General features: G+C 44.0%; 23 protein-coding genes, 6 tRNA genes and 1 pseudogene. 10 read left to right on the plus strand and 20 right to left on the minus strand.

Translation table 11 applies throughout. From position 1 onward, the window contains the following. Nucleotides 1-614: 614 nt before the first annotated feature. The 5 genes and pseudogenes from HCZ42_RS19430 to HCZ42_RS19450 form a co-directional block, all read left to right on the plus strand. A complete protein-coding gene (locus HCZ42_RS19430) occupies nt 615-1367 on the plus strand; it encodes an EAL domain-containing protein (RefSeq protein WP_167422367.1) in 753 nt (250 codons plus the stop codon). Continuing rightward, the gene (locus HCZ42_RS19435; RefSeq protein ID WP_167422368.1) at nt 1354-2058 is read left to right on the plus strand and encodes a helix-turn-helix transcriptional regulator; all 705 of its coding nucleotides are present in this window, start codon (nt 1354-1356) and stop codon (nt 2056-2058) included. The genes HCZ42_RS19430 and HCZ42_RS19435 overlap by 14 nt, the downstream gene beginning before the upstream one ends. A 266-nt stretch (nt 2059-2324) precedes the next feature. Then, on the plus strand, nt 2325-2642 hold the full coding sequence (locus HCZ42_RS19440) for a hypothetical protein (protein WP_167422369.1): 318 nt from the start codon (nt 2325-2327) through the stop codon (nt 2640-2642). A 331-nt stretch (nt 2643-2973) separates the two neighbouring features. After that, nucleotides 2974-4719 carry a metallophosphoesterase gene (locus HCZ42_RS19445; protein WP_167422370.1) on the plus strand — a complete coding sequence of 582 codons (1746 nt, stop codon included), beginning with the start codon at nt 2974-2976 and terminating at the stop codon, nt 4717-4719. 323 nt (nt 4720-5042) lie between these two features. Then, nucleotides 5043-5630 (plus strand): annotated as a pseudogene (locus tag HCZ42_RS19450) (IS5 family transposase); the annotation flags it as partial. 138 nt (nt 5631-5768) lie between these two features. On the opposite strand, the gene HCZ42_RS19455 reads toward HCZ42_RS19450, so the two are convergent. Together HCZ42_RS19455 and HCZ42_RS19460 are read right to left on the minus strand one after the other, a co-directional pair. Beyond that, on the minus strand, nt 5769-6197 hold the full coding sequence (locus HCZ42_RS19455) for a MarR family winged helix-turn-helix transcriptional regulator (protein WP_167422371.1): 429 nt from the start codon (nt 6195-6197) through the stop codon (nt 5769-5771). A gap of 29 nt (nt 6198-6226) precedes the next feature. Then, nucleotides 6227-6850 carry a cytochrome b/b6 domain-containing protein gene (locus HCZ42_RS19460; RefSeq protein WP_167422372.1) on the minus strand — a complete coding sequence of 208 codons (624 nt, stop codon included), beginning with the start codon at nt 6848-6850 and terminating at the stop codon, nt 6227-6229. Nucleotides 6851-6972: 122 nt separating this feature from the next. On the opposite strand from HCZ42_RS19460, the gene HCZ42_RS19465 reads away from it, so the two are divergent. Both HCZ42_RS19465 and HCZ42_RS19470 read left to right on the plus strand, forming a co-directional pair. Next, a complete protein-coding gene (locus HCZ42_RS19465) occupies nt 6973-7404 on the plus strand; it encodes a c-type cytochrome (protein ID WP_167422373.1) in 432 nt (143 codons plus the stop codon). Between the two features lie 107 nt (nt 7405-7511). Next, nucleotides 7512-8120 (plus strand): DUF2269 domain-containing protein, encoded by a 609-nt coding sequence (locus HCZ42_RS19470; protein WP_167422374.1) that lies wholly within the window; start codon nt 7512-7514, stop codon nt 8118-8120. 64 nt (nt 8121-8184) lie between these two features. On the opposite strand, the gene HCZ42_RS19475 is transcribed toward HCZ42_RS19470, so the two are convergent. From HCZ42_RS19475 to HCZ42_RS19490, 4 genes are all read right to left on the minus strand, one after another. After that, on the minus strand, nt 8185-8928 hold the full coding sequence (locus HCZ42_RS19475) for an SDR family NAD(P)-dependent oxidoreductase (RefSeq protein ID WP_167422375.1): 744 nt from the start codon (nt 8926-8928) through the stop codon (nt 8185-8187). Nucleotides 8929-9614: 686 nt separating this feature from the next. Beyond that, nucleotides 9615-10241 carry a LysE family translocator gene (locus tag HCZ42_RS19480; protein ID WP_167422376.1) on the minus strand — a complete coding sequence of 209 codons (627 nt, stop codon included), beginning with the start codon at nt 10239-10241 and terminating at the stop codon, nt 9615-9617. 68 nt (nt 10242-10309) lie between these two features. Beyond that, complete coding sequence (locus tag HCZ42_RS19485) at nt 10310-10750, minus strand: hypothetical protein (RefSeq protein WP_254868994.1); 441 nt, start codon at nt 10748-10750, stop codon at nt 10310-10312. Nucleotides 10751-11176: 426 nt separating this feature from the next. Beyond that, nucleotides 11177-11261: transfer RNA gene (locus HCZ42_RS19490), tRNA-Leu, on the minus strand. 448 nt (nt 11262-11709) lie between these two features. Here HCZ42_RS19490 and HCZ42_RS19495 point away from each other — a divergent pair. The 3 genes from HCZ42_RS19495 (at nt 11710) to HCZ42_RS19505 (ending at nt 14761) form a co-directional block, all read left to right on the plus strand. Further along, complete coding sequence (locus HCZ42_RS19495) at nt 11710-12657, plus strand: hypothetical protein (RefSeq protein ID WP_167422377.1); 948 nt, start codon at nt 11710-11712, stop codon at nt 12655-12657. A gap of 214 nt (nt 12658-12871) precedes the next feature. Beyond that, nucleotides 12872-14140 (plus strand): DUF2254 domain-containing protein, encoded by a 1269-nt coding sequence (locus HCZ42_RS19500; protein WP_167422378.1) that lies wholly within the window; start codon nt 12872-12874, stop codon nt 14138-14140. 144 nt (nt 14141-14284) lie between these two features. After that, entirely contained in the window at nt 14285-14761 is a 477-nt protein-coding gene (locus HCZ42_RS19505; protein WP_167422379.1) for an RDD family protein, read from the plus strand. A gap of 46 nt (nt 14762-14807) precedes the next feature. Here HCZ42_RS19505 and luxS read toward each other — a convergent pair whose 3' ends face one another. The 14 genes from luxS to HCZ42_RS19575 form a co-directional block, all read right to left on the minus strand. After that, nucleotides 14808-15326, minus strand: a complete 519-nt coding sequence (gene luxS, locus HCZ42_RS19510) for an S-ribosylhomocysteine lyase (protein WP_167422380.1) — start codon at nt 15324-15326, stop codon at nt 14808-14810. A 23-nt stretch (nt 15327-15349) separates the two neighbouring features. Further along, on the minus strand, nt 15350-15946 hold the full coding sequence (locus HCZ42_RS19515) for a hypothetical protein (RefSeq protein ID WP_167422381.1): 597 nt from the start codon (nt 15944-15946) through the stop codon (nt 15350-15352). Between the two features lie 9 nt (nt 15947-15955). After that, a complete protein-coding gene (gene gshA / locus HCZ42_RS19520; protein WP_167422382.1) occupies nt 15956-17524 on the minus strand; it encodes a glutamate--cysteine ligase in 1569 nt (522 codons plus the stop codon). Nucleotides 17525-17634: 110 nt separating this feature from the next. Further along, complete coding sequence (locus tag HCZ42_RS19525) at nt 17635-20493, minus strand: M16 family metallopeptidase (RefSeq protein ID WP_167422383.1); 2859 nt, start codon at nt 20491-20493, stop codon at nt 17635-17637. 9 nt (nt 20494-20502) lie between these two features. Beyond that, the gene (locus tag HCZ42_RS19530) at nt 20503-20964 is read right to left on the minus strand and encodes a YqaA family protein (RefSeq protein WP_167422384.1); all 462 of its coding nucleotides are present in this window, start codon (nt 20962-20964) and stop codon (nt 20503-20505) included. After that, nucleotides 20958-21908, minus strand: coding sequence for an NADP-dependent oxidoreductase (locus tag HCZ42_RS19535; protein WP_167422385.1), 951 nt, complete (start codon nt 21906-21908; stop codon nt 20958-20960). The genes HCZ42_RS19530 and HCZ42_RS19535 overlap by 7 nt, the downstream gene beginning before the upstream one ends. Before the next feature lie 101 nt (nt 21909-22009). Beyond that, nucleotides 22010-23308: a sodium ion-translocating decarboxylase subunit beta gene (locus HCZ42_RS19540; RefSeq protein WP_167422386.1), complete on the minus strand. Its 1299-nt coding sequence runs from the start codon at nt 23306-23308 to the stop codon at nt 22010-22012. Nucleotides 23309-23317: 9 nt separating this feature from the next. Further along, nucleotides 23318-25096: a sodium-extruding oxaloacetate decarboxylase subunit alpha gene (oadA, locus tag HCZ42_RS19545; RefSeq protein WP_167422387.1), complete on the minus strand. Its 1779-nt coding sequence runs from the start codon at nt 25094-25096 to the stop codon at nt 23318-23320. Nucleotides 25097-25129: 33 nt separating this feature from the next. Beyond that, nucleotides 25130-25387 carry an oxaloacetate decarboxylase subunit gamma gene (locus tag HCZ42_RS19550; RefSeq protein ID WP_167422388.1) on the minus strand — a complete coding sequence of 86 codons (258 nt, stop codon included), beginning with the start codon at nt 25385-25387 and terminating at the stop codon, nt 25130-25132. A gap of 442 nt (nt 25388-25829) precedes the next feature. Further along, nucleotides 25830-25906: transfer RNA gene (locus tag HCZ42_RS19555), tRNA-Arg, on the minus strand. 49 nt (nt 25907-25955) lie between these two features. After that, nucleotides 25956-26032 (minus strand) — tRNA-Arg (locus HCZ42_RS19560). Nucleotides 26033-26074: 42 nt separating this feature from the next. Beyond that, a tRNA-Arg gene (locus tag HCZ42_RS19565) sits at nt 26075-26151 on the minus strand. Between the two features lie 49 nt (nt 26152-26200). After that, nucleotides 26201-26277: transfer RNA gene (locus HCZ42_RS19570), tRNA-Arg, on the minus strand. Nucleotides 26278-26319: 42 nt separating this feature from the next. Next, nucleotides 26320-26396: transfer RNA gene (locus HCZ42_RS19575), tRNA-Arg, on the minus strand. Nucleotides 26397-26538: the final 142 nt, after the last annotated feature.

Genomic DNA, 26538 nt, shown 5'->3' on the forward strand with positions numbered 1-26538 from the left:
GCAAAATATCGATTACTTCTATGGCAAAAATCGATGTTAAAACTGATCGTTTTTCACACACCTTGATTTCATTGACCCCCAGCAATTTGGTTAACCTTTTGCTTACAAAAATATAAAAAACGACATCGAACCAACCTTTGATTTAAGTCAATTCGCATAACTGGCTACACTGTGTTTTTAACGTCATAAAATCAGAACTTCTTCCAACAAAGTGCACCAAAGAGTCCCAATTTTCATACAGTTATTACTTATGACACCAGTGACACATAGGGATTAATTAAAGAGATACAAATCACATTTAACGCAATTCCCTTTATTTTAAATAACTATATTCGTGATACTTTACGCAAAATTCACAACAAACCATTGCGAAATTTAATTTAGACAAAAATCAACCACAGCATATGAAATAAATACAATATCCACACAACGAAGTCAGACTAGGGTCTCAGGACAGCTAATGGAGTATTAACAAATACAGAATATTGACACTTTTGTTGTGTGTATAAAAAACTATCCAATTTATTGTAATTTTGTTGTGTTTTATGGATGTGTATCTCTTTGAGGTTTAGTATTGGTTATTCTGATAACATCTAATGATAATGGAGCTCATCATGTTTTCAGTTGAAAATATAAAAAGTGGCATAATAATAAAAAAAGGCTCTACTTATGCAGAATTAGATTTTCTAGTACAACCAATCATTGATACTGAAAGTTCAGAAATTAGATATTTTGAAGTTCTATCGCGAGTAAGCAAGCACTCGGGCGAACAGTTAAATAGTGAAGACTTCTTTAATGAAATTGATGATGAATTCATTAAATTAGTCTCAATTCATCAGATCTATTACTTTCAAAGATACGAAATAGACAAAGATTTCTCTATTAACTTGACGATATCAACTCTGCTTGATGAGAAATTTATATCTAAATTACTGAGTTTTAATAACAAGAACTTTATTTTAGAAATAAATGACGTAAACCATGATGTTAGATGTAGCACTCTACTTCACAATATAGCTAAGCTACAGAGAGCTGGAATAAAGATATGGTTAGACGATTATTACCACGAATACAATAGTGCCAATCTCACCTTTGGTCTAATTGCTTGGGATAGAATCAAAATCGATAAAAGCGTTCTACATCATAACTCAGACGTCAGCTTTTTGGCAGACTCTATATACTATGTGCTGCAACCATACTGTAAAGATGGATTGGTTTTTGAAGGAATCGAGAGCTCGTTCCAGCACAATGTGGTTAAAGGAGAAAAAATATTAGGTCAGGGGTATTATTACGCCTATCCCGATACATTGGATTCATTCAAAGAGCAAACACTTCAGCTGCAAAAAGATAAAAATGTTACTTACTAGAAAAATAACAATAAACAACAGCAATTTTAAAGTTAGATTTTTTTCAAAGCGTTATCATATAGTCTCAATTCAAGGTGCTGTAGGGTATATCTCTTATATCGGAAATGTAATAAAAGTTCCTAATAATGGATGTATTCTTATACCTAAAAACAGCTTAGTTAATTGTGCTATTGTACCTATGAATGGGTGTGATTTTTATATAAGAGTTTACAAGATTAAAAAAGTACGACGAGACATATGTTTAAAAATAAACTTTGAGAGCATCTCTGCATTAACCGAAGTTGAAAGTTCAAATTTATTTTCAAAGTCAGTTTTAATAGATGCTCTAAATGAGAAAATTTTCCAGTCTCTATCTAACGAAAGTCGGATATCTGATTGCTCTTACTCTGGAAAAGTCTATAGTGTCATTCGAAAAGACTTATGTAGGCGCTGGGAGCTTGAAGATATATGTTGTATTCTTTATTTATCTAAAACAACTTTATATCGAAGGCTAAAGGAAGAAAATACTTCTCTTTCACAACTCCTTGCTACTGCAAGGATGGCCAAAGCTGCACATTTATTAAAACATAGCTATTTGTCTATTTCTTCCATATCGGACAAATGCGGATTCAACAGCACCTCGTATTTCTGCAAAAAATTCAAAGACGCTTATGGCTTCCCTCCAAAAGTGTACCGTACCCTAGATGATTAACTAGCCCACCTTCCAATAAATATGAAACAACATACCCATTCTGCATACCTCTTCTCGCTACTCTTTAATGCTGGATAGCTTTAAGCATCTTGAGTTCATTGGCTTTAGAAATCCCGAGTAGACACTAAAGTCTTATTTTTAAGACAAGTAATTTAAATTAACCCCTCCTATGCTTAAGCAGCAAAGCCAACAAGAACATACTAAATTGATGCGCTGTGGTTATTAAGAAAATGCATATTTTATTGTTCCGCAAAATCGGAGGACGCATGAATACTCACTTACAAAGATGTTTAACCATTGCAATATTCACAACTACCACACCCACTGTATTCGCGACGAGTATTGAAAACCCTAGTTTTGAGACTGGCGATCTTACAGGGTGGCAATCAACGGCGATGACCAATGTCGTACAAACGTATAGCGGTGCCTCTAGCCCTTACGAACCTGACCATGTTCCACTCACTTACTCAGCGCAATGGGGAGAGTACTTTGCAACGATAAAACAGGGATGCTCTGGGGTGACATCTTTATCGCAAAGTTTTTTCGCCAACGAAGGAGAGACTCTTCTGGGCTGGTCGCTCTAAAAATCAAGCAACCTGACTTTTTCTCATCTAACTGGAGAAGAGATAGCAGCATTCGCAAAGGTTTCGGTAGCACCTATAAGTCAGAGAAACTCAACGACAGCAACGTTTTTTCTCGGTAGCGCAAACGAAGATTCAACATTGCTCCTTTTGGCTATGATGAATCCTGTTTATATCGACACGCCAGAAGTCAACGAATGTTGAATTATCGATTACTCGTATAAATAATGAAACAATATTTCATTAAAATTAATTACACCTTAACCAAAATGAAACAAAAGGTATCTATGCTCGGTTCCCACTGCTACTTAGTTAATTTACGGAAGGGACGAACATGGCAAGCTGCCGAGTTGTTATCAAAAATTGTATATCTACTACTATATTATTATTATCTTTGACTGCATGTAATGGTGATCGCAATGAAAGTTTAGATGCCGATACTAGAGCAACTAAAGAAAATGCAACATCAAGAAATAGTTTTCTCTTTGACTACGGTTCACAATGGAAGTATTTAGATACTGGTTATGCACCACCAAGTGAATGGACACAAATAACATTTGACGATTCAGATTGGAAAAATGGGAAAGGTACATTTTTTAATAACTACGACTATCCAAAAGTTATAAATACTAAGATTCTGGATTATGAAAAAGTGCCAGAATTTACCGATTCACCAACCCCAAGCGCTTATTATTTCCGAAAAAACATGATAATTGATGATATAAAGTCAGTTAAGGACTTATATCTTAGATTAATTATTGATGATGCCGCTGCAATTTTTGTGAATGGTAAAGAAATAGCACGCTCTCCATTACTAGACCCAAACATCGAACTAACAAATACGACAAAACCTTTCGAGTACTCGAGATATGGGAAAGGTACAGAAAATCGCTTTATATTACCTAGTAACGCTTTTGTAGAGGGAAAGAATACGATTGCTGTTGTTGTCTTTAATCAAGTTGAAGATGGTAGTGATGTCCAGTTTAATGCATCACTTACTGATGAGTTAGATTACTCTAACGGTTCAGATGGTCCGTACGTTACTCTAAATGAAGATGGAACGGTGAAGGTTGAAAGACTAAATAACGATAGATGGGAAAGCCAAACTTATAATAGCACCGCTGACGCTGAAGTCTTAGTTGAATTACCGAATGAACTTGGGCAATTTAGTGTCAGCCTTAAAAGTGAATATACAGCCCCGGCTTACACATATGATAAACCAGGCAAGTTCTTTATGACCGCTGACATTGAGGGTAATATTGAAGCCTTAGTCTTTATGCTCATTCAAGCAGAAGTTATGGATGAAAATTACAATTGGACTTATGGGACGGGTCACTTATATTACTTAGGCGATATTTTTGACAGAGGTGAATATGTAGCCGAGAGTTTGTGGTTGCTGTATCATTTAGAGAATCAAGCTAGGATTGCGGGGGGTGATGTACACCTTATTCTAGGGAATCATGATCTTATGAACATGTATGGTGACTTCCGCTATATGAATGCTCGCTACTTTGAGACACAAACCCTTAGAAATAAAACCTTCAAAGAGATGTATTCTAAAGATACGGTTCTTGGAAAATGGTTGCGCACAAAAAATATATTAGAAATTGCTGGCGAAGAAGTATTATTTGTCCATGCTGGCTTCAACCCTGACTTTATAACCGGGCTTAAGGATAAAGTAATAGATCTTAAGGAAGTTAACGAAATAGGTCGAGAGCACGCTGATAAAAAATATGATAAAGGGGACTATAAGTACTATCTACCTTCACGCTTATATTGGGCGAGAAACATTCCCCAAGGAAAATTCAGTCAAGCGCAATTGGACGATGCTTTGACAACTATTGGAGCTAAAAAAGTTGTTCTCGGTCATACCGTTTTTACTAAACCCACATCAATTTGTGCTGATAAAGTCCTCATGGTCGATGTTGATCACAATAAGAACTTTTATGAACAACAAAGAATTCAAGCAGCCGAATATGACGGTGGCAATTACTACCACTTCGAGGCAAATAAAGAAAAAGGGACAGCGACGCGTTCTCTTATCGAGTCAGCGGCGGCGGGCTCTTACTGTAAGCAATAATGTCATTTATTTTTCAGACTTCTTAGCCTGAGATCAGTTTAAGCCATCGCTACGTAACTTGTTTCGACGAGTTCGACATTGAGCGATGGCTTTTCTGGAAACGATTTCGTCTAAATTAAACCTTACCATCCACAAATAACCAGATACTAAATCCTGAAGCTGTCTATTTTCATCACAATGTAAAATAATTTTCTATAAAGATCATAGTACTACAACTCGGAAAAATTTGACTGAAAGGCTATTATGGCTTTGTTTCCTAAGTCAGGGAACTAAATCATCACCCTGTGATCTGATCAGCTAAGTTCACTCAAATACTCAAACCAATGGCTAAGCCTCGCTACAAAACAACCAATTGGAAACACTATAACCAAGCTTTAATTAATCGCGGCTCACTGACATTTTGGATTGATGAAGAGACCATTCAGCTATGGAAGCAAATCAAGCAGGGAAACCGTGGAAGACCTCGCTTGTTTAGTGACTTAGCCATTACGACGGCTCTTATGGTTAAGCGGGTATTTTAACTACCGTTGTCATGCCCTCATTATTCATGCATTAGCAAGCGAGCTAAAACGGTCAACGTCACGTTAAAGACAAAAACTAAAGGAACAATCCAGCATTTAGCAATTGATGCGACAGGACTAAAGGTCTACGGTGAGAGCGAGTGGAAAGTCAAAAAGCATGGCACTGACGGGAAGCGTCGTGTCTGGTGAAAGTTACATTTAGCGGTCGATACAGACACGCATGAGATCATTGCCGCTGAGTTAAGTTTATTGAATGTGAGCGACGGTGAAGCGCTCCCTAATTTGCTCAAACAGACTCGCCGAAGAATCGCAGAGATATCTGGCGATGGTGCTTATGACACAAGGTTGTGCTACGAAGCCATTCGCATCAAACGAGCCGCCCCGCTCATTCTAGGCGTGCTTTTAATTGAACTCGAATTAGGAAACAAAGCCCCTCTAGTACCTCAGTTGTCTCTTCATAATTGGCAAATTTTAAGAGTAAGCATCTGCTGGATTTACTAGGATGTCTTTGTGTACCGAATCTCTCACTTATACTTGCTCAACCAGTTTTTGTAATATGCGAATCATTTCATCACGCTCTTGTCGTTCAAGAACACTTAGCATTTCTTGATTGACGCCTACCGCAATGGGCTGAAGCTGCTCTTTTAGAGCTCTGCCTTTATCCGTTAGAAAAATACAAAATGAACGTCGACTGTTTGGGTCCGTTTGTCTCACCACCAAGCCAAGATTTTCAAGCTTATCTAGGGTTCGCGTGGTAGTCGAGTTTTCTACTTTGGCTTTCTGAGCGATTTCTCTTTGTGTGACACCTTCTTTCTCCCACAAACACATCAATGTTGGCCATAAGGCTATTGTTAATCCGTGTTTTTTTAACTCCGTATCAAGTACTTTGGCGGCATTATTTGCCAACACATTGATCAACCAACCGAAACTGCTCTCTCGATCGAATTCCTCACTCATATCACCAATCACTACCTTTACTTTTAACATCACGAAAATACAACTATTGCTATGGTAACTGATGTCGACACAGCTAGCACTATTAATGCGCGCCATTGCGATACAAACATCAGGGGCTCGGTTGGTATCACGTGAATGGATTTTCCTGTCACCATAGTCCATGTCAGAGGTTTCGAACGAAACTTATAAAATAAAATGGCCAGCACATGCAGTCCCACAAGCCCAAGCAGTGCTTTAGCAAACAGTGAATGGATATTCTCAAGTAAAGCCACGACTTCATCATTAAGCAAAATTTCTGCATACGGCCAGCTGTCCAGAAAACCGGCAACAGCCAGACCACAAAGACATTGGATGAATAGTGTAAAAACTATGGTAATAACCATCCATCCACCAGCAGGGTTATGCCCCGGCGCGACTGTTTCTTTGCCAGAGATATAACGCAAAACATAGATCGGAGAACGAAGAAACTGTTTAAAGCGGCTAGTTTCGCTCCCTACAATCCCCCAAATCAAACGCCAAATGACCAATGTCAAAATAGCCAGACCAAAGGGAATATGAGGACCACTCCCAGTAAACCCGGTTACTAGAAGAGCTGCGAACAGTATCATTTGCACCCAGTGATATAAACGAGTTGATAAATCCCAAATTTTCATTTCTAGCCCCTCGCAGGATAAGTATGCTCTCCACATAAATTTACACCGCAATTATTGCAATAGCAACAATTGCGGTGTAAATTTATGGAGTATGAAATGTCCAGACCAGAGGGATAGCCAACATGAAAAAAATCATTATCTGTCTACTATATTCGACTCCCCTTCTTGTATACGCGCAAGATTACTCGCAACAAATTAACAGCAGGCAAGAGGCGTTTGAACAAATTAAAAGCTTGATTAAAAACACTAAAAGAACGCTTGATGGTCCCAATACCAATTGGAGCAAATTACAACAACATACTACGTCTTTGACGGAGCGCAGTAAGTCACTTCAGACACTATTCCCGTCAGGAAGTCAATCTGGTAGCAAAGCGAAGGAAAGTATTTGGACCAAACCAGAGAGGTTTCAACAACTCTTAGCGCGAATGGACCAAGGGTTTCAAGAGCTGTATCAGGCGAGTAAAAACCAAGACGTAACTCTTGCAGAGATGGGTTTGGACAAGGCAAAAAGCACTTGCAAGAGTTGTCATCGCAGCTATCGATCTCGTTGGTAAAAGCGCTGGGTTACGACAGCAATTATTTGGCCTAAGTAGCTGTGTAGCAAAGAGCCTTTTCGTACGTCTGCACTAATGACCTACTAAAATTGTTTTAAGGAAATGAAATGGAATATTTAATTTTAAAGTACTTCCACATTCTAGGCGCTGTGGTGATGGGCTCAGGCTTAATAGGTGTTTGGCTCGCAGATATGCGCTCAAGACAACATAGAGAATTGATCCGATTTTCCGAAGCAATTCGATATGTTGCTGTTTTCTATGATGGTCTTGTCGTACCTGGCGCAATTATTGTGCTGGTTTCGGGGACATGGTTTATTGTTAAATACTATGGCGGTTGGGAGTTTATTAACTTGCCCTGGTTAGCGGGTATGGTCATTCTGTTTGCATTGGAGTTTATCGAAGGCAATACAATCACAAGGCTGTATTTCATGCGACTGAGGCGCATAACTAAATATGCGTTGGAACAAGGGGCGATTACTGCTGAATTGGAACAAGAGAGAGCAAAGCTGCTCCCTACTTTTACTCACTACTTAGATATTCCAATGCTATTTGTGATCATCGCATTAGGTGTAATCAAGCCAAACACCTGGGATGTGTTTGTTTATGGTGTGATCATATCAACGGTGATTGCAACACTGTTTACTATTGTCGTGCCAAAACTCTATCCATGGAATGTAGAAGTGAGTGATGATCACTCAAAAGACAGACCTCATTGACAAGTAAGTGAGCCATCCCATTCAGTTTGCGTCAGTGAAAGTGCCTCGAAGCTTTTAATGTTGATCAAGCGCCTCTTAAAGATAAGCCACCATCGACCACTAGCGTATGCCCAACAATATAACTGGCTTTTTCAGAGAGAAGAAACTCTATTGCATCCACTACTTCATCAATAGACGCAAAGCGTTTCATTGGCACCACCTCAGAAACATCGTCCTTTACACTGGGGTTGTCTTTCTCTCTCTGTTCCCAACGTGGCGTCCATGTTACCCCCGGAGCAACATTATTAACTCGAATCCCTTTGCTTATAGTTTCTATCGCGATTGAACGAGTTAGTCCCTCTATCGCATGTTTTGATGCGCTATACATTGAAGCATTAGGCGTTGGCCTTAAGCCATTTACTGAGCTTACATTTACGATAGATGAACCTTCTTTCATTAGGTTAATCTCATGTTTTAAGCATAATGCTTGCGCCCAAAAGTCTATATGGAGAGTTTCCTTAAGTAAGTCATTGTTAATTTCATTAAAATTTCCTATTGAAGCAATCTGTGGTGATGCATTATTTACTGCAACATCTAACCGACCATACTGCTTGTCGATATACTCAAACAAGCCCTCTAACTCTGCCTCTACAATCAGGTCGACCTCTTGATAATCGACAGCATCAAGCTCGGGGTATTTGGTTTGAGATTCTAACCAATTCGATTTTGAACGAGAACACGTTATGACCTTGTATCCAGAATTAACCAATCGACGAACGGTATACAGCCCGATTCCCCGTGAACCACCTGTTACTAGAGCTACTTTCAATGTGACCTCCTTTTCTTGTCGATGTTAGACGGCGAATCGCTATCGAAATAATAGGCACCATATTTCATAGTGAAGAGTAGATAAATTAATTTAAAAAGAACGTGGGAAATACCGCAAATGTTAACTCTAACGCATTTCGGGAGATAAATACGTCAATAAAAAATACCTTCCCCCAACATCACTAATGCCCCCCAAAAAAACATTACACAAGTCTTTCCCGCTGCTGCCAAAATGACAAGCTCCACATAAACATCTGAATAGATAAAGAAAAGACTGTGATCTTGTCCTACTGGTCTTCTTGGCGATACTGGCTTGCGAACTTGTGGGAGTTTATAACTCTTGGATTGATCAGGGTTCCCTTGCGAACAGAATTGACTTTCGATGTACCATATAGGGACCAAAAGAGAGATTTTAAGGCGAATATAGTGAGTCGATTGGGGCGAGAACATCGTCGCTAGCAAGACAGGAAAGCACAGGTAAGCTTTGATTAGCCAAGAAAAAATTAAAGCCCCGATGCACGTCGAGGCTTTACCATATAAATCATGCTACCGGCGAGTGGACTTAAACCGCCACGACCGAAGGTAACGGATTTGAAATTGCTCTGGATGACTATGAACAATTAAAACTTACACTATTTGTTCCTAGCTTGTTGATTCCCAACTTAAGAATAGCACCGCGTTAAGGCCTCACTTTCCAGCCTCACTAACCAACAACTTAATACTTGCTGCACCAAAAAATAATGCGAATACACTTTCAAAAAACACTTTAGATTTCAAGTATATTTGCCTAACCCTTTCATGTGAGAAGAGAAAAGCATAACCAAAGAAAACCAAAGAACTAACCGTTCCAACAACTAAGATTACTGACAGCAACTCTAACGGAGTGGCGGTAGGGGGAACTCCTATTGAATAAAGAGCGCCAAAAAACAAAATCGCTTTCGGGTTAGTTATATGGATGAGCAAGCCGTGAAAGTAGCTTCCCTTTTCTGTACCTACCTGTGTTTTAGGCAGATTTAATGGCACTACGCTGGAGGCAGAGCGTAGAGATTTCAAGGCCAAATACAAAAGGTAGAAAGCCCCACAGTATCTGAGTACTTCAAACAGCCAGACATTGGTATGTAATATGGCAGCAAGACCAAACGCTGCTGATGTTGACCAAACCAGAGAACCTGTCAGAACGCCTGCTGCTAAGTATAAGCCAAAGTGGCGACCATGGTTCATTGAGGTTCCGGCTATCGCAAGTGTAGCTGGACCGGGGCTAGCTATTGCAGCAATTGCGGATACGGCAATAAGCAAATAATTTATCTCTTCCATTTAATCCCAAGCCTCCATGTGAACTTCTAACGTCGCGTTAAGGGTCCGCAACGCACTACCACCAAGTTTCAATTTACCACCGAAAACACAAATGCCAAGATTTGTACTAAATTCGCCATGTGTTGACTATTTCTCTTGGACGCTATGCATGCCTGACGATTAATAGTTTTAAGCAGATCCAAAACATGATTTATCGCAGCAGGCGCATAAGACGTCCCTTTAATCATAACGGCATTTTGCATTTTCATTTGAATTTTGATGATATCGGCGGCGGTTAGGTTGTGGTTCGATATGTGATGTATCGGCTTTGCTAAACGAAATCGCGCTGCATCATCCTTCCAGCTACGTTTCCGTTTAGCCAATGGCAGGTACACTTCATCAAAGAACCTTTCTAGAGTCATCGTCTTCTCGGTAGTCTGATTGTTACGCTCAAGCTTGGGATCAACGCCTTCTATAATTTGCCGGCGATACTCTTTGACTGTTTCGGGGTCTGTTAGCGTGTGATTCATTGTTAATATATCTCCCCAACGCCTTTCCAACACACACCGCAAAACCGCCTATCTCAAGCCGACTTTTCAACAATCCATCAAAACGATCAGTTACTCCATAAAGGCAAAGCTAAAACCTCATAGCACCGTAAAGTCACCATGGTCGTACCATGGTTCTTCTCACTCGAAGCCCTTGGTAATACTAGCTTGTGCGACGGCTGCTTTTTGCATTTGTTGGATTTACTGAGATTGCCTTGTGCACAGAATCGTCATGCGATGAACCATATATGGACCATGGGCGAAATTTTAAGGTTGATAAAGAGAGTCTACTTTGGGAAGAAAAGAGGCGATAACAGGAAAGAAATTTTGAGATAAGCACCTGAAAAATCGAATATTTTCAAACACCTAAAACGACGAAAGGCCGCTATAAAAGCGACCTTTCTAATATGGTACCGGTGGGCGGACTTGAACCGCCACGCCCGAAGGCAACGGATTTTGAATCCGTCGTGTATACCAATTTCACCACACCGGCATCTTGGACTAACGTCCTTTGATGTTTGGCATTATACGTAACCGTTCACTTCGCGCAAGTGCAAAAGTCTGAAATACATATTGTTTGCTGATAAATTCGCCACAAAGCAGGGATAAATGCATTTCACGTCGATTAATTGGTGCCATCTCCCCTTGATATAACCTTAATTGCTGTGGCGCTAGTGTCGTCATCCAAGTAGCGAAACAAACCACCTGACACAATTACTCTAATCAATAGGTTCTACTGGGTTATCTCATCGACGCTGAATAAATCCGCTTAACACAAAAGTTGCAGCAGAATAAAACGGACTATCTGTGGCTGAAAGTCATGAACAGCATTGCCTAGCGCGGACTAAATAAGATTTAAACGTGAACAAGATCCCTTGCCTTACTCTATGACAAACCAGTACTATTGAATGAATTGTCTGCACTTTAAATATTGATTAGTCATGAAAATTAAAAACTGGTGTTGTGTCGTGCTAGGTGGTCTTTCTTTTAACGCATTCAGTGCGGTTGAACTATTGGACGCCGAATTGCTTGCCAAAAAGAACATCGATAATAAATACCAAGTTTATAACTCTGAAATTGAGCTTAAGCAGTTGTACGATGAAGCTGACGTTTCTCACTACAACATTGAAAGTGTCTCAAACTCGCTTAACGCCACGTTAAACAATTTTCAGATCATCGCCGAATCGGTAAAAAAGACCATGGGCGAGAACTCAGAAATCAATAACAACTCACTCAACCGTCTGTCAGAAAGCATCAACAGCTACAACGCGGACCTTGCTAAACTGGTCGAAGAACGAAACAAATACGTTGAATTGCAAAACAAGATTCAGACAACCGAAGCGAGAAAAGTCGCGGAAGACAGCGCAAGAGAAGAAGAGCTGGATACACTACGTGACTCAATCATTGCGCGACTGAAAAAAGAAGCCATCGAAGTTAAAACGGTCAACTTTACTGGATCAACGAAGTGTAGAAGTGTTGAAGCGCCAGCGGCGTGTCTAAAGCGTAAACAAGACTTACTTGTCGAAGACCACATGCGTACGGTTAGCAATGGGTTCCGAGTGCAAGATACTAAGGTTCAGGATGCCAGCCTAAACCTTGAAGGCATCTTAAGCTACAACATCAAAGTCGACTATGTAATTCCTTTCTCTGCTGACCACATCAAAGAGATCAACAATCAGTTAGGCATAGATTCCATCAACCTCAAGCTGACGTCGAATGTTGATGCGTCATACTCGATTAACGGCATCAAAGTCGGCAGCGGTAAAGAGCTAATGATCAAAGATAAGTTCAATGGAAAAGTGGTCATCAAAGCGAATTACAACGGCTACACCCAGTCGAGCATTGAAGACTTAAGTGAGAAAAGCGAGTTCTACTACCCGTTTCAATAGGTTTTAAGCTCTGGTAAACCAACGGCTTTGATACTCAGTCAGTATCAAAGCCGTTTTTGTTTTCAGCGCGACACTTTCCAAACCACATCAAACAACCTAACTCTTTCTTCTATATCTCATTGTTGAACAAAGCATTTCATCTATGCTTAAACAACAATAATCATCCTTTCCCGGCATCACCTTAGCTGACTCGGTTAAAGATAGGAGAACATATATGACGGGGTCTAAATGGCAGTGGCTACTCTCTCAAATGACGCGCAAACTCTGGTTTCGTACTTCCTTGTTTGCTCTACTCGCAGTAGTCACGGCGCTGTTATCGATTGCACTCAATCAAGTCATTACCCTCCCTGCTTCTTTCAACGTCAGTATTGAGTTGTTGGATAATATTCTTAATATCCTCGCCACCACGATGCTCGCGGTCACAACCTTCTCTCTGAACATTATGGTGTCCGCTTACAGTGCGGCCAGCGCTGGGGTAACTCCCAGAGCGACTAAATTGTTAATGGAAGACAGCACCACACAAAATGTGCTCGCGACTTTTATCGGTTCTTTTTTGTTTAGCCTAGTTGGCATTATTGCGCTCGGCATCGGCGCTTACCACGAACAAGGGCGGATTTACCTCTTTCTTGTCACCATGGTGGTGATCGTAATGATCGTATTGACTTTGTTGCGTTGGATTCAGCATTTGTCGGTACTCGGGCGAGTCAGTGAAACCACCGCCAATGTTGAGCAGGCTCTATTGAACGCAATTCAAAAGCGTGGTGAATCCCCTTGGTTAGGCGCACACCCTTGGAGTCACCCTGAGAGTAAACCAAGAGATAGCAGATCAATCCACAGCCCTGAGATTGGTTACTTGCAACATGTCGATATGCACCATTTGGATAAACTCGCTCAGGACAACCAGTGCTCGATATATTTAGCTCGTCAACCGGGCAGCTTTGTTTACTTAGGGCAACCTCTTGCATGGATATGTGGCGAGTTGCCTGATGAAAATGAACTGACCAGTGCGTTTACCATTCGCTCAGAACGTTCGTACGATCAAGACCCACGTTTTGGTCTAGTTGTGATGGCAGAAATCGCTTCGCGCGCGCTCTCTCCAGCGGTCAACGATAACGGCACCGCTATTGATGTGATTGGTCGTTCGGTGCGTGCGTTGTCGCTGTGGGGAGAGCTGCTTGCAGAGCCACCTAAGAAAACACAATTTCCCAGTTTATTTGTTCCTGCGCTCAATTGTCAGGACTTGTTTGAGGATGTGTTTCTGCCGATCGCACATGACGGCGCAGGACAACTGCAAGTTCAGATTCGTTTGCAGAAAGCTCTCTTCGCGTTAGCCAGTATGCATCCCAAACTATTCGCTGCACCTGCGTTGAAGCTCTCTGGGAAAGCGTTGGAACTGGCACTGACCCAACATTACACAGAAGACGAAAAATCTCAGTTATCTCAATTGGCGCACCAAATCGCCGAAAAAAGCCAGAAAGGATAAATACTGAGTGCAAGCAAAAGCCTGAAAAGCTGATGCTTTGCTGTTAAAATGCCCGCAAGTTAACAAGCTGTGCGCGCGGTCTCTTTTCACGGCCAAAGCGAAGCTTTATCCTGACGCCTACTGAAATTTGGGTAACGAACCACTATGTCTACGACTGACTCTCTGCCACCAGCAGGTTTGATGCGCCGCTTGGGTGCTCTTTTTTACGATTGCCTTATCGTGATTGCGATTGAAATGATGGCTGCCGGCGTTGTTATTGCTGTACTACACGCATTACTGGCAATGGGCGTATTTAGCGTTGCGCCTTATGCAGACGTCAGCGACTTACTCACTAACCATCCGTTGTGGAGCCCTGTGTATACGCTCTATCTAGCCGTGGTATGGATTTATTTCTTTGTATTTTTTTGGACACGAGCGGGGCAAACGTTGGGAATGCGAGCATGGAAAATCCAAGTCAGAAACGCAGACGGCTCGCCAATCTCTGCCACCCAAGCTCTGATTCGTTTGGCGACTTCAGGGTTTGGCTTGGCTAACCTGACCGTACCATTTGACCCGAAGAAGCGTGGCTTCCATGACATTTGGGCGAAAACACAGGTGGTTGTCTTACCAAAAGCGAGATAAAGAAAAAGGAAGGCATCGCCTTCCTTTTTTAATCAATTGCTTTTGCTTAGTCGACTCGCAGTTCTTTCAGCATCTCTTCTGGTAGTGCTAGCTCATCATTCTTATTGACGCTGATTCCAGCCGCAATGATGGCCTGCGCAATTTGCTTCGCTTCATCCAGTGAATGCATTGCTGCTGTACCACACTGGTATTCATTCAGTTCTGGAATCTTGTTTTGGCTTTCCACTTTCAGTACGTCTTGCATCGCTGCAAGCCAAGCGTCCGCCACTTGCTGTTCCGTTGGCGTACCGATCAAGCTCATGTAAAAACCTGTACGACAACCCATCGGTGAGATATCGATAATCTCAACACTCTCACCGTTAAGGTGATTACGCATAAAACCAGCGTATAAGTGCTCCAAGGTGTGGATACCTTTCTCTGAAAGAATGTCTTTGTTTGGCGCGGTAAAACGCAAATCAAACACAGTGATGGTATCCCCTTTTGGGGTAGTCATGGTTTTTGCCACACGTACCGCAGGCGCATGCATACGAGTGTGGTCAACAGTAAAGCTATCTAATAACGGCATTATCCCTCTCCTATCCAGCTGGTTTAAAACCACCAGCTTTGGTTATCTTCCAGTTCTTGTCGGCACTGTTTCAGCTGCCAACCATAATCCTTTGCTTGCTGCTCAACTTTTCGAGCAACCCTAATCAATGACGGTTTGGATTGGTAGCTTTTGCGTTTAAAGCCGCCTCTTCCCTCATGATAGGCTAAATACTGATTGTAAGGGTCCCACTTAGAGACGCCTAATTGCTTTTGCGTATCACTAGTATACCAACCAATAAAGGCGAGTGAATCAGCAAAGTCAGTGCGCGAGCCACCGTGGTCAGTGGCGGTTTGGAAATCTTCCCACGCAGGGTCTTGCGCTTGTGCATAGCCATACGCACTGCTTACCCGTCCCCAAGGAATAAATCCCAACACGTAATTTTTGGGTGGGCGCGCATCATGACGAAAAGCACTTTCTTGCTTTACAAATGCCATCGCCACTTGAATCGGCGTACCCCAGTCATCCTGCATCTCTTTCGCGTCACTATACCAATCAGGCTTTTCACGAAAGATCTCGCATAGGTTACTTTGATTATTAGGCGGCGACGTCGCACAGCCGCCTAACGTGATGGCCGCGAGAATGACAGCTAAGGCTCGCACAACGAAACCTTACGCTTTTAAGTAAGCAAAGTAGTCGTCAAGAAACTCATCAAAATTCAACGTATCTGCGGCTTCTACCGCTGCCTGAGCTTCTCTTGAGCGAATCACTTCCTCTTCCATCTCAGCTTCACTGTAAGTGAGGTACTGATGATTGAGGTGTTGCTCACGGTATTGTTTGCCGAACTCACAACCCACTTTACCCAATCCACCTAAGCGCTTGGTGTCTTCGAGCAGTTGACCTGAAATGGTCAGCTCAGGGTTATCAATCCAAGACAGCAGTTTGAAGCATACTTGTTGGTACTCTTCGTTACCGTTTGCTTGGTCCATTTGCTCAGCAATTTGTACCAGTTCAACGAAAACGCGCTTCGCCCACGCTTGCAAAGTCAAAACCTCACCTTTACAACCAATCTGTAGCTCAAGGCCCGGCTTACGTCCTTCAACGATCACTTTGTTCCAGTTCTCACGCCAGCACGATTGCTCGCAGAAGTCCATTGGCTCTGAATCGCTTAATGCCGCCCAAGCTAAGAACAGATCTAAGAAACGCACCTGATCTTCATTGATACCAACCGCGCTGTAAGGGTTTACGTCCAGAGAGCGCACCTCAATGTACTCAACACCACCACGAGCCAAAGCTTCCGACGGTTTTTCGCCAGACTTAGCCACGCGTTTCGGGCGAATCGGTGCGTACAACTCATTCTCAATTTGCAGTACGTTGCTGTTTAGTTGGCGGTATTCGCTATCGACTTTAACACCGATCTCAGCAAATTCTTCCGATGGGGTGCGAATCGCAGTGTTCAAGCCTGTTAGGTACTCATCTAGGCTGTTGAAACCGATCTTCAACGCACTTTGTGCACTGTTGGTGTAACCCAAATCACTCAAACGAAGAGACGTTGCGTAAGGCAAGTATAAAGTACCACCAATACTCTCGAACGGCAGTTTGGTATCACGACCTTGAATAAACGACGAACATAGCGCTGGCGATGCACCAAAGAAATATGGGATCAACCAACCAAAGCGATAGTAATTTCGGATCAATCCAAAGTACGCTTCTGACTTCGCCGTTTGACGCTCTTGCTCTGATTGCTGGCCAAACAATTGGTCCCAAAATGTCTCTGGAAACGAGAAGTTAAAATGAACGCCAGAGATAATTTGCATCAAACTGCCATAACGGCGTTTCAGACCTTCGCGGTAAAGTGTCTTCATTTTGCCCGAGTTGGACGTGCCGTATTGGGCTAAATTAATGTCATCTTCACTACCGACGTAACACGGCATCGAAAGTGGCCACATTTTCTCTTCACCCAGTTTGGTTTGGGTAAAGTGATGAATATCTTCCAACTGCGCTTTGAGTGTACCGATGTCTTGAGACACAGGAGTGATAAACTCGAGCAGTGATTCAGAAAAGTCGGTCGTAATCCAGCTGTTCGCATAAGCTGAACCCAGCTCGGTGGGATGAGGTGTGGTAGCGAGATTTCCGTCCAGTTCGTAGCGCAGAGTTTCGCGCTCTACACCACGACCAAAGGACTTAAATACTTCTGGGTTTTGTGCAACTCGCTCAAGTCGCGCAGCAAAATCAGTCAAAATGGTGGTTCGCTTATGTCAATTGGTCCGGCTAATGCCGAACCCGGCTAAATTGATGAATAAAGAGTGATTCGCATCACTCTTTCTCGTAGCTTTATGTTATGTGTACTCTAACGGATGATTTCAAGCTCTTCTACGGGGATCTGCAAACTTTCTAACTGAGGTTTTAGACTTTTCGCATCACCAACAACGATGATTTGGTAATCTTCCGGCGTGAACCACTTCTGAGCAAGCTCGTCTAGGGTCGATTTACTCACCGTCTCAACAATGTCATTACGCTGCTTGAGGTAGTCTTCGTCCAAGCTGTAGGACAGAATACTACTTAGCAACATACTTTTCTGTGAAGGCGTTTCATACTTCAGAGCATCTTGTTGACCGACCGCCAAGCGTAAAAATTTCATTTCATCGTCAGTCATGCCACTTTGGCTGTATTGCTGCAGCTCTTTTTCAATCTCTTTGATTGAAGCAATCGTCGAATCTGCACGCACTTGTGCCGAGAACACAATCGCGCCCACTTCACGGTTTGCCGCTAAGTAACCACTCGCACCATAGGTGTAACCTTTGTCTTCACGCAGGTTCAGGTTAATGCGGCTGTTAAAGTTTCCGGCTAGGTTAAAGTTGGCTAGCTGAGTCAGATACGTTTCACCAGTCGCATCAAACGGCAATCCTTGACGCACAAAACGAACAATACTTTGTGGCGCGCCCGGTTTATCAACTAAATAGATTTTTTGATCCTTGAGTGGCGTCACGACTTGAGGTCGCAGTAGCGGTGCTTCTTCCCCTTTCCAATTTTCGATAAACGCTAATTCACTTTTGATCTGACGAGTTGAGATATCACCGACAACGACAATTTGTGCCCCTTGCGGCGTGTAGTGTTTGTTATAGAAAGCCTTCACATCAGCCAGCGTCAAACCACTGATCGATTTTTCCGTACCGTCATTTGAGCGTTGGTAAATAGAACCGGCAAACAACACGCGGCGTGTTGCTTGAGACGCTAACCAACCCGGTTTTTGGTGTTGATAAACCACGCCTTCCAACATTTGTTTCTGGATTCGCTCAAAGTCTTGTTGTTTAAACGCTGGCTCAAACAGAATCTCTTCCACGATCGCTAGGGTTTCAGGCAGGTATTTGTCTAGGCTAGAAATCGATATGCTGGTCGTGTAGTTACCCGCATCGATTGACACTGTACTGCCGAGCTTATCCAACTCGCCTTGCAACTGTTCAACACTCGATTTTAACGTGCCTTCTTGCATCAGCATCGCCGTCATGTTCGCCAGGCCTTCTTTGCCTTTCGCCACGTAACGTTCACCCGCAGGCAAACGAATACTGATTTGTACTGTTGGCGTTTCAGAGCTCACCGCGCCCAGCAGTTCAGCACCGTTATCAAAGTAGAGTCGGTACAACGGTGGCATTTCCGCCTTGACGGCTTGTGCGACCTGCGGCATCACTGAACGGTCAAAGTCATCTTCGGCAACCCGGTATTGGAGATCATCTTCGCTGGTTTCCACATACTCAGGCAACGTCCGTGGAGGTGTGGTAAAAGTCGCTGGTGCGACGGCAAAGTCCGTCTTACCTTGCGGAACCACACTTAACGTCACCTTGTGATGACCGTTAATGAAATTTTTATAAACTTGCATGACAGACTCAGGCGTTACCGCCTTAATCTGCTCTAGCTGTGTTTGCAGTCGGTCAGGTTGACCATAAAACGTCTGATTCGACGCCAGTTGTGAGACTTTGCCTTTGACGCTTTGCAGCGCGAATACAGCATTAGCTTCGGACATGCCAGTGATCTGATCCAAACGCTCTTGTTGAACACCTTGTTTTTCAAAATCATTCAACACTTGCATCATTTCTTGGTAGAGAGGCTTCAATTTGCCTTTTTCACCCGAAGGTGCCATCGCATAAACATAGAAGTTACACGCGAGTTCGGCACAGTCGTGGAAAACTCCGGCATCTACTGCTTTTTGCGTCTTCACCAATTTTTGGTAAAGCAGGCCGTTCGCACCACCGCCTAGCACATTCGCCAGCGCGTTGAATGACGCTTGCGTGTCATCACCGCGGTAGGTCGTTGGCCAGCCGACCAGCACCATTGGCTGCTGCACTCGGTCTTCTAAGGTAATGTAACGATCTTCATTTAACTTCGCAGGTTGTTTGGGCGCTTTCTCGACTTTCGGTCCGGCAGGAATCGAGCCGAAGTATTTGTTAACCCATTCCAGCGTCTGCTCAACATCGATATCGCCACCAATCGTAAGCACCGCATTATTTGGTCCGTACCAACGGAGGAAGAACGCTTTTAAATCGTTCACGTTCACGCGGTCCAAGTCCTCTACGTAGCCGATGGTTTGCCATGAATAAGGATGCCCTTCAGGGTACATCGCTTCGCTCATTTTCTCCCACATCAGGCCGTACGGACGGTTATCGTAGTTTTGTGCTCGCTCGTTTTTCACCGTATCGCGCTGAATTTCAAACTTACGCTGCGAGACAGCATCCAATAAGAACCCCATGCGGTCAGACTCAAGCCAAAGCATTTTTTCGAGCTGATTCGAAGGCACCGTTTCAAAGTAGTTGGTGCGATCACGGTTGGTCGTACCGTTGAGCGAACCACCCGCTTCCGTGATCAACTTAAAGTGCTCTTGGTCACCAACGTGTTCGCTGCCTTGAAACATCATGTGCTCAAAGAAATGGGCAAAGCCTGACTTGCCGATTTCCTCTCGCGCAGAGCCGACGTGATAAGTGACATCGACGTGTACCAAAGGATCAGAGTCATCAGGAGAAAGTATCACGGTTAAACCGTTATCTAATTGATACTTCGAGTAAGGGATCATCGCCTTACCCGGCTGGGCATCAACTTCTTCAACTAACGTCACGCCATCAGGTAACGCAGAGAACAGAGAAACATTCGAAAGGTCGTTGCTAGAACAACCGTAGAGGGCGACGAGAGAAAACGCACCAAGCCAGATTTTTCTCATGACATATCCTTAGAAAAAACCAAAATATATGGCGGCAAGCAAGCTGTATCTGAAGGCTTTCCCCACAAGGATAAGCCATAAACACGGCCAGAATCGCATACGAAGCCAACCTGCAGCCAAACATAGAGGGTCACCGATAATTGGTAACCAACTGAATAAGAGAGACCAATAGCCATATTTACCAAGCCACTGCTTAGCTCTATGACCTTGATTTTCGTTATGAGTTCGATTGGGTAACCACCAGCCTAGCCAGTAGTTGGTCAAACCACCTAAGGTGTTCCCCAAAGTGGCGACAAGAATAACGGCAAAAACCGAGTATTGATTGAGGCTCAGCGTTGCCACCAAGCCAGCTTCGGAGCCACCAGGGAGTAAGGTGGCACTTAGAAAACCCGTGAGTGACAATACCCACAAGGCAGAATCAGAAAACCACAGCGCTATCGCCTGAAATGCGGAGTTAAACGCCTCTAGCATTGCATATCAAGCAACACTTTGCCTCGAGTGTGACCAGTTTCAATCTGATGATGCGCTTCAACCGCTTTATCCATCGGGTAGACTTTAAAAATCTCGGTCTTCAACAAACCAACGCTCACCATATAGATCAGGGTATCGAGCTGTTGAGGATTCGGGTCGACCAACATACCCGTGGCTTCAAAACCAAGCAGCTTCGCTTTCTCGCAGATAAGCTCTGCGCTCAGAGTTGGAATAGTAACCACGGTAGCGCCATCTTTTAGACACTTGAGTGCATCCAAAGCGGCATCCCCACCGACCAAATCAATGAGCACATCAGCGTCCGTCACGCGTTCAGACACTGGTGAGAATTTATAATTAATCGCGTGCGCACCTAACGTCGCCATGTAATCAAGGTTAACGTCACTGCAAGTGGTAAACACTTCTGCTTTGGCCGCCACCGCGACTTGCACCGCAATATGACCGACACCACCAGCACCGGCTAAAATCAGTACGCGCTGCCCTTCCTTTACACCACCTTTGTCGAGCGCCTGCACTGCGGTTTGTCCGGCAAGTGGAAGGGCTGCTGCTGCTTCTAAAGTGATGGAATCTGGTACTAAGCTCAGCTCATTTTCAGGCACACACAGATACTGACTATAACCGCCACCTTGCAATGGAAAGCCAATAAAGCCCGCGACATTCTGCCCGACATTAAATCGTTCGCAGCCTTCACCACACGACACAACCTGACCAGAGATATCATAACCCGGTACCCACGGTAATTTGTCTTTGTTTTGCGAGGCAGCCCAGCCGAGGCCTGCACGCGTTTTTACATCGATAGGGTTAACACCCGCAAAGGCCACTTTAACCAACACCTCTCCAGGCTTCGGAGAAGGTACTTCTGCGGATTGAATGGCTAATACTTCCGGCTCACCAAACTGTGTAATGACGATTTGTTTGTTTTCCATTTCAACGTTTCCCGATCGATAAAAAAAGGGATGCTAAAGCATCCCTTTGAATATATACCAATTCTTTTGGTCAAGTTAACAACTTACTCTCAAATTGACCATTAATTTACCAGTGCTAGCAAAATACCCGCCGCAACCGCAGAGCCGAGTACCCCGGCAACGTTTGGTCCCATCGCGTGCATCAATAGGAAGTTTTGTGGGTTAGAATCTAAGCCCACTTTGTTCACCACTCGCGCAGCCATCGGCACCGCAGATACACCAGCTGCACCGATCAATGGGTTAATGTCTTCTTTCGAGAACTTGTTCAATAGCTTCGCCATCAATACACCACCAGCAGTACCAATACTGAATGCGATTGCGCCTAAAGAAAGAATACCTAACGTCTCTAAGTTTAAGAATTCTTCTGCTTGCAGCTTCGAGCCAACACTTAATCCCAAGAAGATGGTTACGATGTTGATCAGCTCATTTTGGGCTGTTTTCGATAAACGATCGACCACACCCGCTTCACGCATCAAGTTACCCAGACAGAACATACCCACAAGCGGCGTTGCAGACGGTAAAAATAGTATCGTCATCATCAACACTGCCAGTGGGAATAGGATCTTCTCTGTCTTACCCACATGACGCAGTTGAGCCATTGTAATCTTGCGCTCTTCTGGCGTAGTTAGCGCTTTCATAATTGGCGGCTGAATGATCGGTACCAAAGCCATGTAGCTGTAGGCTGCAACCGCAATCGCACCAAGCAAATCAGGCGACAGTTTACTGGCTAAGAAAATTGCTGTTGGACCATCTGCACCACCGATGATCGCAATCGATGCAGCATCCGCCATAGAGAACTCCATGCCCGGAACATAGTTAAGTAAGATCGCGCCGAATAGAGTGGCGAAAATACCAAACTGTGCCGCGGCCCCTAGCCACAATGTTTTTGGGTTAGCAATCAGTGCACCGAAGTCCGTCATCGCCCCTACGCCCATAAAGATAAGTAGTGGGGCAATACCAGACGCCACTGCAACTTTATAGAAGAGGTAAAGGGTTCCATCGGTAAACTTTGCGTTGGCCGCCATATGCTGAAGCAAAGTTAGCTGCTCTGGTTCTGCCATTTTGTAAGCGGCTTTCACCGCATCAGCAGAAATATCCGTAATACCTAATATTGAAGCAAACTCAGTTAGAAGATGAACATCACCAGCATAGATAGCATTAAGCACTGCGCTATTAGCTAAACCCACTACAGGGATATTGGCCAAAATAGCGCCAAAACCAATAGGTAGTAACAATAACGGCTCGAAACCTTTACGAATAGCTAAGTAGAGCAAAGTACAACCGACAGCAATCATGCATAGTTGGCCGAGCTCAAAATTAGCAATACCAGTTTCTGACCAAAGGGTCATTAATCCTTCCATGATACTCCCTTATGCAAGACTCAATAGTGGAGCGCCTACAGTCACAGCATCGCCTTCTTTAACGTGAAGATCCTGTACGATACCGCCACGCGCAGCACGTACTTCCGTTTCCATCTTCATCGCTTCAAGGATCAGAAGCACATCGCCTTCTTCCACTTGTACACCGCTTTGCACGTTCACTTTGAAGATGTTGCCAGCGAGTGGTGCAGGAACCATCTCAGAGTCACCCGCAGGTGCAGCAGCCGCCGCTTGTGGTTGGCTTGATTTAGCAGGAGCGACCGAGGTCAACTGACCTTGAGGGCCCACTTCCACATCATAGACTTGCCCGTCCACTTTAACGCTATACGTTTCGATACCACCCTGCGCAGGTTGAGCTACTGCAGTTGGCGCCGCTTCCTCTTTACCCGGTGCTGGTTCGAATGCGTCAGGGTTACGACGGTTTTTCAGGAACTTAAGACCAACTTGTGGGAACAATGCGTAAGTCAGTACGTCATCCACCGTGTCTTCCGCTAACGAAATGCCTTCGTCTTTCGCTTTCGACAGGAGTTCTTCAGTCAGCGTATCTAGCTCAGAAGTCAAAAGATCAGCAGGACGACACGTGATTGGCTCACCGCCATCCAGTACTTTCGCTTGCAGTTCAGCATTTAGCTCTGCTGGCGCTGCGCCGTATTCGCCTTTTAGCACACCTGCGGTTTCTTTGGTGATGCTCTTGTAGCGTTCACCCGTCAATACATTGATCACGGCCTGAGTACCCACGATCTGCGACGTTGGTGTCACGAGTGGGATGTAACCTAAATCTTGACGAACACGTGGGATCTCTTCCAGCACTTCATCAATACGATCCGCAGCGCCTTGCTCTTTAAGCTGGCTTTCCATGTTCGTCAGCATACCGCCAGGTACTTGTGCGATCAGAATACGTGAATCGACCCCTTTTAACTGGCCTTCAAACTTCGCGTACTTCTTACGTACTTCGCGGAAGTAAGCCGCAATCGGCTCAAGCTGGTCTAAGTTAAGGTTGGTATCGCGTTCAGTACCTTGTAGCATCGCCACTACGGTTTCCGTTGGAGTATGACCGTAAGTGCAGCTCATTGAAGAAATCGCAGTATCAAGAATATCAACGCCCGCTTCTACCGCTTTTACCGCAGTCGCGGTCGAGAGACCGGTTGTTGCGTGGCAATGAAGTGCAAGTGGGATATCGGTAGACGATTTGATACGAGTGATCAGCTCTTCCGCTTCGTACGGTTTTAGCAGACCAGACATATCTTTAATACATAGCGAGTGGCAGCCCAGGTCTTCTAGTCGTTTTGCTAGATCAACCCAAGTCTCAGTATTGTGCACTGGACTGGTTGTGTAAGACAGCGTGCCTTGCGCATGTGCGCCCACATCTACCGCGGCTTTGACCGCTTTTTCAAAGTTACGCACATCGTTCATTGCGTCAAAGATACGGAACACATCCATACCATTTGCATGTGCACGCTCAACAAATTTCTCTACGACGTCGTCAGCATAATGACGGTAACCTAAAAGATTCTGACCGCGCAGTAGCATTTGCATCGGGGTATTCGGCATCGCTTTCTTAAGCTCACGCAGACGCTCCCATGGGTCTTCGCCTAAGAAACGAATACAGGCATCAAACGTCGCGCCGCCCCAAGTTTCTAGTGACCAGTATCCGATTTTATCGAGCTCAGCTGCGATAGGTAACATATCTTCAAGACGCATACGGGTTGCAAACAACGACTGATGGGCGTCACGAAGAACCACATCGGTTAAAGCTAGTGGTTTAGACATGCTCATTAACTCCTTTTAATCCATTTTCAAATGCTATTTAGCGGTAGAGGTACGATATTGGTGCACCGCAGCAGAAATAGCCGCAACTACCTTCGGGCTAACAGCAGAAGAGTTTGGTTGAACTTTATTATTTTGCTTTGGGGTAGCGATCGGCTCAGGTACTTCTTCGGGTACCAGTTTTGACATTAGCCGAACGAGATAGACGAAAATAGTTAGAAATAAAAATACAACCGCCATGCCCGTAAACATGAGCGTCGCTGCATCTACTAGCAGGCTTCCAACATTTTCCATTTTAGCATCCTTTCTTTGTCATCCTGACAACTTAAGTAAGCAACTTATTGCACTACATTTATATCTAAAGTGCTTCACTTACACCAGTTATATGCTGGTTTTCTTGCATCAGGAAGAACATTCGTGATCCCGACAAGAGGTCTAGGATTATCTCGATTGGTAAAACTTTGTCAATTTTGTTTAAAGCAGTCTTGACGATATTGCACATTTCTAGGGGTGAACACGTCATACAAATAACATAAATCTGCCATGTTGGTATAAATAAGGATAAATAACTGGTGCTTTTTCGACACTATTCGAAAGTTAGTGTCAATAATGCGATATGGGTAATGTTTCCTAAAATTATCTTTAAAAAACATCACCTTGTGATTGCAAGGTTACAAGAATGATACAGAAGTGTTAATAAAAAAGCCCTACTATTTCTAGCAGGGCTTCTGAAGGATGGCGCGCTCGGGAGGATTCGAACCTCCGACCGCCTGGTTCGTAGCCAGGTACTCTATCCAGCTGAGCTACGAGCGCGCAATGTTCGACATCGATGTTATCGATATCAGGTCAGTGACCTAAAGAGTGGCGCGTCCTGGAGGATTCGAACCTCCGACCGCCTGGTTCGTAGCCAGGTACTCTATCCAGCTGAGCTAAGGACGCACGGGGTGTTCAATCAGTTAATCAACTCATCAAACTAAATAATGGCGCGCTCGGGAGGATTCGAACCTCCGACCGCCTGGTTCGTAGCCAGGTACTCTATCCAGCTGAGCTACGAGCGCGCAATGTTCGACATCGATGTTATCGATATCAGGTCAGTGACCTAAAGAGTGGCGCGTCCTGGAGGATTCGAACCTCCGACCGCCTGGTTCGTAGCCAGGTACTCTATCCAGCTGAGCTAAGGACGCACGGGGTGTTCAATCAGTTAATCAACTCATCAAACTAAATAATGGCGCGCTCGGGAGGATTCGAACCTCCGACCGCCTGGTTCGTAGCCAGGTACTCTATCCAGCTGAGCTACGAGCGCGCAAGGTTGTGAAGTATATCACAAAATTTTTCACTTAAAACAAAAAAATTGACCAAAGGCCAATTAATGGCGGTGAGGGAGGGATTCGAACCCTCGATACGGCTACAAACCGTATACTCCCTTAGCAGGGGAGCGCCTTCAG

Origin of the sequence: Vibrio hepatarius (assembly GCF_011806575.1) — a bacterium.
Classification (GTDB): domain Bacteria; phylum Pseudomonadota; class Gammaproteobacteria; order Enterobacterales; family Vibrionaceae; genus Vibrio; species Vibrio hepatarius_A.